This is a genomic window from Nocardia sp. NPDC049220, from assembly GCF_040647855.1.
Classification (GTDB): domain Bacteria; phylum Actinomycetota; class Actinomycetes; order Mycobacteriales; family Mycobacteriaceae; genus Nocardia.
Map to the genome: position 1 here is coordinate 38,734 of NZ_JBEZDA010000026.1, position 9,080 is coordinate 47,813.

Below are 9,080 nucleotides of genomic sequence, written 5' to 3' on the forward strand. Positions count from 1 at the left end.
CTGGTGCGACGAACTGACCCGGGTTTTGCGATTGCTCAGTAGAGCCGAACACGTCCAGCGCGGTAGGGCGCCGTGAGGTGGTTACCGACCAGTGGACTCCGCGATCGAATCGAGGAATTGGTCGAGCACACGGAAGAACAAAAGTGGTTCGTCGAGTTGGGGAAAATGGCCTGCGTTGGGCAGGATCTCGATGCGACTGCGCGGTACTTCGCGGCGGAGGTTGTCGGCATGTGCGGCGGGAATCATTCTGTCCTTGCCGCCCCAGACCAACAGCGAGGGAATCGATTCGAACTTCGCGAGATGCTGCGTGGCACTGACCGTCTGCCCACGTGGTCCCACGACCGCGCGGGTGGAGGCCAGAAACGCTGCTTTGGACGACTTGTCCGACATGGTCTCGAGCATCCGCCACGTTTCGGTGGCGCCGCGACTCGGCTGCAGCGGAAACCCGAGACGTCCCAGCCTTCTGAGTGCGGTCTCGGCGTTGCGCCGTAGCCAGTTGGAGGCAAGCACCGGCAGCACCACTTCACTTCCCGGCAGGGTGGCCGCCTTGAGCAGCAAGCTCACCTCGGGCCCGAGGCCCCCGCTGCTGACCAGACAAAGCCGGGCGACCCGCTCGGGAAAAAGATACGACAGTTGCATCACGATTCCGCCGCCGAGGGAATGCCCTACAAAACTTGCCGTGGGAATCTCGAGATGGTCGATCAGGTCGCGGAGGGTGGCGGCGTGCGCGCTCAGTGAGTAGTCGCCGGCGGGTTTGTCCGACGCCCCGTGCCCGAACAGATCGGGTGCCACCACCCGATATTTCTTGGCGAGCTTCCTGATCTGGGGCGTCCAGGACTCGTGCGAGCCGAGTAGGCCGTGCACCAACACCACCGCGGGCCCGGCACCGACGTCGACGAACCGGAGGACGTCGTTGTGCAGGACCACGGACTCGAGTTCGTGAAGTGGCATCTTTGCCCTCCGTCGCTGTTCGACCAGTCGAGCATCCGGATCGGATCGCCCCGCTGCCCCGGCTGCGACTTCCACCGCACGAGACCACTCGCCGTCGTGGGAAGCGTGGACAACCGACGCCTGTAAGGCATACAAATATTCTCTCAGCAGGACCGATCGTCGTGTGCGCGTTGTCGGCGATCGAATTCCGGGGCCTCGCCCGCGGATCCGGCGGCTCGGATCGGGTCGATCGGGCCGCTACCGGCCTCAGTAGGAGCCCCGTGTCGTCCGGATCTCGGAAATCGACATCCCGCGGCGGCGGCGGAACAGACTGCGCAGGGTGCCCGCGTTGAGATAGCCCACCTTCGCCGCTACCGCGTCCACCGTGAGCGTGGTGGTGCGCAGCAGGTGTTTGGCCCGCTCCATCCGGATATCGTGGACGAATTCGGTCGGGGACATACCGAGTTCGGCGTTTGTGGCGCGTTGCAGAGTTCGTTCGGTGACGCCGATGGCTCTGGCGGCTTGGCCGATTCGGAAGTTGTCGGTGAGATGGTCGCGGACCCAACGCTCGAAGGCGGCGGTCACCGAATCACCCCTGGCGACGACCTCCGGAATGATGAAATCGCGCTGGAGTCGGCCCGAACCGACCGCCAGATAGCACATGGCGCGCTCGGCCAGCGCGGGACTCGTCGTGGCGACCAGCGACAGGGCGAGGTCCATATGCGACAGCGCGGCGCCCGCGGTAGTGACGCCACGGCCGCGGCACAGCGTCCGGCCCTCGTCCAGTGCGACGCGGGGGTATCGGCGGCGAAAACTCGGGCCGAGCCACCAGCTGGTAGTCGCGGGTGAGCCGTCCAGCACACCTGCCTCGGCGAGGAAAAACGTTCCGGTGCAGGCGGCGGCCAAGTGCACGCCCCGGCTGTGCGCTGCGACGAGGCGGTCGAGCGCTGGGCGGCTGGCCGATGCGGAGACGAGGTCGATCAGCCTGTCGGCGGCAACAACATTCACCGCGGGGACGATCATCAGCTCGAATTCGTCGGTGATCTCGTCGAGCGGCGTCGTCGGCACGGCGTACCCGTTGCCCGTGCGCACGGAGTCGCGGAACGACACGGTTCGGATCTGCCACGGCTCTGGGGGGCCGACGAGTTCGGACCGCACGCAGTTCGCGGTGTTGAAAGTCTCCAGTACGGCGGCCAATCCGAAGTCGGCAACGCCGTCGACGACGAAAACCGCGACATCCATGTCGGAAATAGTACCGAAAATGTCGTTTGCGACACGCCGTTCCGGCGGCAATCCGATCTACGCTCATTCGAGCGGCTCGCCACCCGTATCGAAGCCCGGGCGCAGCCGAGCCCGACCTTCGTAATTTCTGCACCTGGGGAGCTTTCGTGACAGCGATCGAAACAACCGGTACTCACCACATTCGGTTGACGGTGACCGACATCGTTCGGTCCAGAGCCTTCTACCGGGACGTCCTCGGGTTCCCGATCGCCGCCGAATCGAATGGCAGCCCGGATGACCCGGTGGTGCGCGCCGACCCGAGGCAGCTGTTCGGCGGGGTGGTGTTCCACGCCAACGGGATGCTGCTCGGCCTACGCCCGGTAGCGCCCGCGACGGACAGCTTCGATTCCGAGCGTGTCGGGCTGGACCATCTCAGCTTCGCAGTCGCGTCTCGCGACGACCTTGTCGCGGCAGCGTCCCGACTGTCCGAAGCCGGTATCGAGCATGGTGAAATCACCGAGATGGCGGATTTCGGCATCGCCATCCTATCGTTCTCCGATCCGGACGGCATCCAACTCGAGTTCACGTCGCCGATGTGACTCGCGAAGCACTGTGATCGACCGGATTTGTGATCGACCGGATCCACGGCTGGCAGGACAAGATGCTCGCACCAGGCCATGTCCTCTCGGGGTGGCGGGCCAGGAGGCGTAGGCTGGTCGCTCCGACGGACGGTGCTACTACTGGGAGCGGTGCATGAGCAAGGGTGAGGGGACTCCTCCCGCTACGACGCGGACCGGGATGATCAGCGTGCGGGTGCCCGCGGAGTCGGAGCAGTTGGCGATGTTGCGTGCCTTGGCGGAAACCGTCACGCTCATGGCTGATTTCGGCATCGACGAGGTGACCGACATCCGGCTCGCTCTGGACGAGGTCGCCAGCGCCCTGGTGCTGGACGCCGTGGACGGGTCGGAGATCGACTGTGCGTTCACCCTCGACGCCGAGGCGGTGGACGTGCGGATCTCCTCGATCGCGGTGTCGGATGCCACCCCGGACGAGACCAGTTTCGGCTGGCACATCGTGTCGACCTTGACCGATTCGGTCGCCACCGCGCGCGGTGACTACGACGCCGTCGCGGGCGGCTACCCGACCGTCGTCGACTTCCGCTGGGTCCGCGGCGGCGCCGATGGGTAGCGAGCCCAATCCCGGGACTTCCAGGCGGAGGTCGGGCAGGGGAGACAGCTACGACAATATCGAGCCGTTGTTCGCTGAGCTGGCGGCGTTGGCCGAGGATGATTCGACTCGGGAGGCGGTGCGCGCGGAGCTGATCGACCGGTGCCTGCCGCTGGCCGAGCACATCGCGCGGAAGTTCAGCGGTCGTGGGGAAAGCTTCGAGGATCTGCTGCAGATCGCGCGGGTAGGCATGATCGCTGCGGTCGATCGGTTCGATCCCGAACACGGCGCGACATTTCTGTCGTTTGCCGTGCCGACCATCATGGGCGAGGTCCGGCGGCATTTCCGCGACTACGCGTGGTCGGTGCGAGTCCCGCGGCGGCTCAAAGAAATCCAGTCCACGATCGCCCCCACTGTGGAGATTCTGTCGCAGCGGCTCGGTCGTATGCCCCGGGCCAGGGAGATCGCCGAGGAACTCGGCGCCGACCTGAACGAGGTGACCCAGGCGCTGATCGCCCGCAACGCCTATCAGACCTCGTCGATCGATGCCGCGCCCGACGCCGACGACGCGGGATCCAGCGGCTCTTCCTTGCTGGACACGCTCGGCGCCGAAGACCCCGACTTCGGCACGGTGGAGAACTACATGGCGGTGAAACCGCTGCTGGCCGCGCTGCCGGAGCGGGAGAAGCAGGTGCTGGTCATGCGCTTCTTCGATTCGATGTCCCAGGAGCAGATCGCCCAGCGGATCGGCTGCTCGCAGATGCAGGTCTCGCGCATCCTGTCCAGAACGCTGAAATCGTTGCGCGAGCAAGCTTTACGAGACTGACCGCCCGGGTCGCACCGTCGGGTCGCTTGCGCGTCGCCCGGGCACCGGCGACAAGGCCGTGGTGGGCGGCGCGACATTGCGGTCACCAGACCGGCCGGCGCGCAGCGGGTCCGTTGTCCCGCCGGAGAGTCTGAGAGAGTTGTCGGGTGAATGCTTGGGATCGGTACGCGTCGCTGGTGACCGCTCGAAGGTCGTGGGTGCTGCTACTGGTGATCATTGCCGCGTCGGCAGGGCTGATCGGCGCTGTCGGGGAGAACACCGCGGCGGGGCAGGCGCCCGATTCGCTGCCGTCGTCGGCGCCGTCGGCGCGGGTCGAGCAGGTGCTCGGCGAGTTCCCGGACGCGGGCTCGACCGCCGCGATCGTCGTCGTCACCCGCGCGGACGGCGGCGACCTCAGCGATGACGATCGGGCCGCCATGGCTGCGGCGATCATGCGCGCGACGGGACAGCAGTCCGCGGGACCCATCCTGACGTCTCCGGATCAGCAGGCAGCGATCGGTCAGGTGCCGGTGGACGCCGAGTTGAGCGGATTCGCGCTGACCGACCGGGTCGAGGACATTCGGGCTTCGACGGACGAAGGGCTGCCCGACCGGCTGATCCTGCAGGTGACCGGCGGCCCCGCGTTCGGAGCCGATATCGCTGATTCGTTCTCCGGCGCCAACATCACTCTCCTCGCGGTGACGGCGGCAGTGGTCGCTGTGTTGCTGATCGCGACCTATCGGTCTCCGGTTCTGTGGCTGGTGCCGCTCGCGGTTGTCGGCGCGGCAGACCGGGTGGCGACCAGCGTCGGAACCGGCTTGGCGAAGCTGACCGCACTGACGTTCGATGGATCGACCGCCGGCATCACCAGCGTGCTGGTATTCGGCGCGGGAACCAACTACGCGCTGCTGCTGGTGTCGCGCTATCGCGATGAGCTGCACCGGGAAGCCGATCACCGGGCGGCGTTGCGGCATGCGGTGCGGCGGGCCGGGCCGGCGATTCTGGCGAGCAACGTGACTGTGGTCGCCGCACTGCTCGTGCTGCTGCTCGCCGCGCTGCCCAACACCCGCAGCCTCGGCGCGATGGCAGCGGCGGGTCTCGTGGTCGCGGTCGTGTTCGTCCTCCTGGCGCTGCCGGTCGCGCTCGCGCTGTGCGGGCGGAATGTGTTCTGGCCGTTCGTGCCGGACGCGAAGGGGCAGGACACGATGAACGACGGGATCTGGCACGCCGTCGCCGGCTGGGTTGTGCGCAGGCCGGCGGTGGTCGCGGGCTCTGCGATCGCGCTTCTGGTCGTATGCGCGGCCGGTCTGTCCACGGCGCAAATCGGGCTTTCGCAGATCGACCAGTTCCGCGTCCGTGCTGAATCGGTGGATGGATTCGACACGCTCGCACACCATTTCTCATCCGGCGCCTCGGATCCGACCATCGTGCTCGCCCGCAGCGGTTCGGCCACGCAGATCGAGGCAGCGTTGCACCGAACCGCGGGTCTGGCGCAGACGTGGCGGAGCGGGATCTCGCCGACCGGGCTCACCCGGTGGGCGGTCGTGCTCGATGCGCCACCGGCTTCCGCGGAGGCTTTCGACATGATCGAAGCGCTGCGCGCGGCGGTCGATGCGGTGCCGGAAGCCGACGCGCTCGTTGGCGGCACCGACGCGCAGGTGCTGGACATCCAGTCCGCCGCGAGCCGGGACCGGACAGTGATCATCCCCTTGGTCCTGCTCGTGGTGCTCGTGGTGCTGCTCGTGCTGCTGCGGGCGGTGCCGGGCGCGCTGGTGCTGGTCGCGGTCACCGTGCTGAGCGCCGTGGCCGCGCTCGGTCTTGGGAGCTGGATCAGCGAGTACGTGGCCGGTTTTCCCGCGCTGGATATCAGCGTTCCGCTGTTCGCCTTCCTGTTCCTGGTCGCGCTCGGCGTCGACTACACGATCTTCCTGGTCACCAGGGCGCGCGAGGAGACCCCGCGACATGGCACCACCCGGGGCATGGTCCGGGCGGTGTCGGCGACCGGTGCCGTGATCACCAGTGCCGGGGTGGTGTTGGCGGCGGTCTTCTGTGTGCTCGGCGTGCTGCCGCTGATCACACTCACCCAGATCGGCATCGTGGTCGGTCTCGGCATCCTGCTGGACACGTTCGTTGTCCGCACCGTGGTCGTCCCCGCGCTGTTCAGCCTGATCGGGCGATCTGTCTGGTGGCCGAGTGCGCTGTGGCGCGTTGAAGAGTCCGACTGACCGCTTGTCCCGCGTACCGCCGATGCGGCGCGGTGCTTCCCCGAACCTGGGCACAACGAACCGATGACAGCTGGGAGGGTGGCGTGGCCGGTAGGGGAGCGCGTCGACTGCGAGTACTCGTCCAGAGGGGCGTGCTGGTAACGGCTCTCGCGGTGGTCGGATCGAACACGTGGTTGTGGATGTTGTCCGCGGGACACCGATTCGCCGCCGCGCACGCGCCGTGCGCTCCAGTGGTGATCGTGCCGGGAGCGCGGGTCGGCCAGGACGGTTCACCGATGGCGTACCTGCGCGGGCGGCTCGATGTCGCGATCGAACTCATGCGTGCGGGCCGGGTCGAGGAGATCCTGGTGTCCGGCGATGCCGGTGGTGCGTCTGGCAATGAAATTGTCTCCATGACAACCTATCTCGAGCGGCATGGTGTCGATCCGAAGCTCATCCGCACGGACGGGGTCGGATTGTCGACGCGAGCGACCTGCCTACGAGCGAGACACGTGTTCGGCATCGAACGCGCGATCATCGTCAGCCAGCGACGACATTTGCCGCGTGCGGTGGCGTTGTGTCGCGCGGCGGGCATCACTGCCGACGGTGTCGTGGCCCCGTGCGAGGCGCGCCGTGTGACGAAAGTCCGTAACACTCTTCGTGAGTGGTTGGCCGCGCCGAAAGCTCTGATCGGGTTGTATTTACCCGGTGACGCGTCGGCGGCGGACCGTGTTGCCGGTATCGGTGTCGGAGGTGTTGCTCGAGTGACGACGCGGCATAGGGTTGCACGGTGAAGACGAACAGACAGCGGGCCGCCGAGTTGGCGGCGGAGGCCGAGCAGGCGCTGCAGGACGTCCAACGTGGTGTCGGGGATGGTTCGTCCGGCTTCTTGCGCGACCGTGGCGCCGAGGCGAGCGCGGCGCGGTGGGCGCGGGTCCGCGCGCTACAGGCCCAAGCACAGGTCTTCGCGACGCTCGCGGTGGTTGACGAACTGAGTAGTGGGCGTCCGCGCGGGACGTCCAGAGGTAACAGCGGATGACCACCGGTGTGGCCATCCGCTCGTCGCGCTCGGTCAGTGTCGGAAGGCGTCCTTGACCTTCTCGCCCGCGCCCTTGACGTCGGACTCGACTTGGTCGGCCCGACCCTCATTCTTTCGGTCCTGGTCGCCGGTCGCCTCGCCAAGCTTTTCCTTGGCCTTGCCCGCGAGATTTTGGGCCTTGTTCTTCGCCTTGTCGACTGTGCTCATGGAACAACCTCCGTATGCGATGACCGGCCTGCCATATCCAGTCGGTCTCTTTCGCCATAGCCCATTGGCGCCGGTCCAAACGTGAAGGTGTTCGCCGCAAACGGGCAGACCCGGCTGAAACCGGGTCTGCCTGGGTAAACGTGCGAGATGACATTGATTCAGCCGGCACCGACTCCGCGCATCGAATTCTGATCCGCGGAATCGCGATCCGCGCAGAGTTGTCAGGGCAATCAGGCTAGGGCGCCGCGATGGTGGGCGGCATGAGCAGCCCTTGGGCGAGGCCGGCCGCCGCACCGATCGCCGCACCGACAGCCATGGCCGGCCATGCGACGAACGCGTAACCAATGGCGGCGCCGAATATGGTTGTCACTACCGTTCCCGTCGGAAACATCGGAATGCCGGCGATGGCGCCACTGATCCCGCCGATGACCGCTCCGATCGAGGCGACCGGGGCCGCCACCAGGGCGCCTACCGAGGCGCCGATCGTGGTCGAGCCGAGCAAGTCGGCGGCGATGCGGTCGGAGCGGGAAGGTTCGAAGCCTGCCGAGTCCAAGGACTGCGCGATACCCGCTTCGGTGCCGGCCACTGCGTCGTTGAACTGTTTACCCATCTCAGGTGGCAGAAAGTCTGGACGTCCAACCACGACGGAACCGATGCGCAGCGTGCCGGGGGGCGCCTCGATCGGTGCTACCGAGGGCGCGGGGGCGGCGGGATTGGGCATGTGCAGACGCTCCGGAAGGACGGGAGCCAGCATGTTCGGGTCCGGCATCGGCCGATTGGTGCTCATGTCGTTGCGACCGGTGGACACCGGTGCCGCGGGAGCGACGTCGGGCGGTATCGCACCTGGGGCGGCTGGAATAGCGCCGGGGTCGGCGGGGTCGGCGATCGGGGCGACCACAGCGATGGCGGGCACCGGTGCGAAGAGATTCGGGACGGAAATTTCCGGCGCCAGCGGAGTCGCCACAGCGGTCGCTGTGCTGAAAACCGACAGCGGGATCGCGCTTGCGACGACGAGGCAGGCCGTTCGGCGAAGAAGCGGGTGTGCTGGCGTTTCGGGTGTTTGTCGGTCCATGGACTTACCACCTCATTCAGGAGCGGGCATATGCTTACCTTCTGGTTCGGTCCGGGACGTCTTCTGGATGCGCGGAAGTTGAATTTCTTTTCGATCGGCTCGGTTCGCCCGATTCGAGTGCTGGTCCGTATGCGGAACGGCGATAACACCGCAACTGTTTTCTGAGCCGGTCTTTCGACCAAAAATCAGGAAAACCAGCTCGAAACGGGATTTCGTCCCGCTGTTCGGCACGCAATCCCCGCAAGCTATTCGTGCATCGTCGGTGCCCCTGGACGATGCGGCACCCGGGGCATCAACGCGTCAGGAAGCTGCCGCGGCGAAACCCGCCCGCAGATCGCCGAGGATGTCGTCGATTCCTTCGATGCCGACGGCGAGGCGGACCAGGCCTGGAGTCACCCCGGAGGTCAGTTGTTCATCGGGTGTCAGTTGAGAATG

11 protein-coding genes are annotated in these 9,080 nt (G+C 66.6%); 6 read left to right on the top strand and 5 right to left on the bottom strand.

Annotated elements, in window-relative coordinates; all coding sequences use genetic code 11:
• Nucleotides 1-81: 81 nt before the first annotated feature.
• Together AB0C34_RS29610 and AB0C34_RS29615 are read right to left on the bottom strand one after the other, a co-directional pair.
• Entirely contained in the window at nt 82-951 is an 870-nt protein-coding gene (locus AB0C34_RS29610; protein WP_357080110.1) for an alpha/beta fold hydrolase, read from the bottom strand.
• A gap of 246 nt (nt 952-1,197) precedes the next feature.
• On the bottom strand, nt 1,198-2,172 hold the full coding sequence (locus AB0C34_RS29615) for a helix-turn-helix domain-containing protein (protein ID WP_357080113.1): 975 nt from the start codon (nt 2,170-2,172) through the stop codon (nt 1,198-1,200).
• Between the two features lie 146 nt (nt 2,173-2,318).
• Between AB0C34_RS29615 and AB0C34_RS29620 the strand changes: the two genes are divergently transcribed.
• The 6 genes from AB0C34_RS29620 to AB0C34_RS29645 all read left to right on the top strand — a co-directional run bounded on the left by AB0C34_RS29620 (nt 2,319) and on the right by AB0C34_RS29645 (nt 7,366).
• Complete coding sequence (locus AB0C34_RS29620) at nt 2,319-2,750, top strand: VOC family protein (RefSeq protein WP_357080116.1); 432 nt, start codon at nt 2,319-2,321, stop codon at nt 2,748-2,750.
• 154 nt (nt 2,751-2,904) lie between these two features.
• Nucleotides 2,905-3,339: an anti-sigma factor gene (locus AB0C34_RS29625; RefSeq protein ID WP_357080119.1), complete on the top strand. Its 435-nt coding sequence runs from the start codon at nt 2,905-2,907 to the stop codon at nt 3,337-3,339.
• Nucleotides 3,332-4,144 carry an RNA polymerase sigma factor SigF gene (locus tag AB0C34_RS29630; protein WP_357080122.1) on the top strand — a complete coding sequence of 271 codons (813 nt, stop codon included), beginning with the start codon at nt 3,332-3,334 and terminating at the stop codon, nt 4,142-4,144. The genes AB0C34_RS29625 and AB0C34_RS29630 overlap by 8 nt, the downstream gene beginning before the upstream one ends.
• Nucleotides 4,145-4,320: 176 nt before the next feature.
• Entirely contained in the window at nt 4,321-6,348 is a 2,028-nt protein-coding gene (locus AB0C34_RS29635; RefSeq protein ID WP_357080125.1) for an MMPL family transporter, read from the top strand.
• 83 nt (nt 6,349-6,431) lie between these two features.
• Nucleotides 6,432-7,121, top strand: a complete 690-nt coding sequence (locus AB0C34_RS29640; RefSeq protein WP_357080128.1) for an ElyC/SanA/YdcF family protein — start codon at nt 6,432-6,434, stop codon at nt 7,119-7,121.
• Nucleotides 7,118-7,366, top strand: coding sequence for a hypothetical protein (locus AB0C34_RS29645; protein ID WP_357080131.1), 249 nt, complete (start codon nt 7,118-7,120; stop codon nt 7,364-7,366). The genes AB0C34_RS29640 and AB0C34_RS29645 overlap by 4 nt, the downstream gene beginning before the upstream one ends.
• Nucleotides 7,367-7,399: 33 nt before the next feature.
• Here AB0C34_RS29645 and AB0C34_RS29650 read toward each other — a convergent pair whose 3' ends face one another.
• The 3 genes from AB0C34_RS29650 to AB0C34_RS29660 all read right to left on the bottom strand — a co-directional run.
• Nucleotides 7,400-7,573 carry a CsbD family protein gene (locus AB0C34_RS29650; RefSeq protein WP_357080134.1) on the bottom strand — a complete coding sequence of 58 codons (174 nt, stop codon included), beginning with the start codon at nt 7,571-7,573 and terminating at the stop codon, nt 7,400-7,402.
• A gap of 235 nt (nt 7,574-7,808) precedes the next feature.
• On the bottom strand, nt 7,809-8,537 hold the full coding sequence (locus tag AB0C34_RS29655) for a hypothetical protein (protein ID WP_357080137.1): 729 nt from the start codon (nt 8,535-8,537) through the stop codon (nt 7,809-7,811).
• 408 nt (nt 8,538-8,945) lie between these two features.
• Nucleotides 8,946-9,080 (bottom strand): PLP-dependent transferase (locus tag AB0C34_RS29660; protein WP_357080143.1); only part of this gene is annotated, 135 nt, incomplete at its 5' end.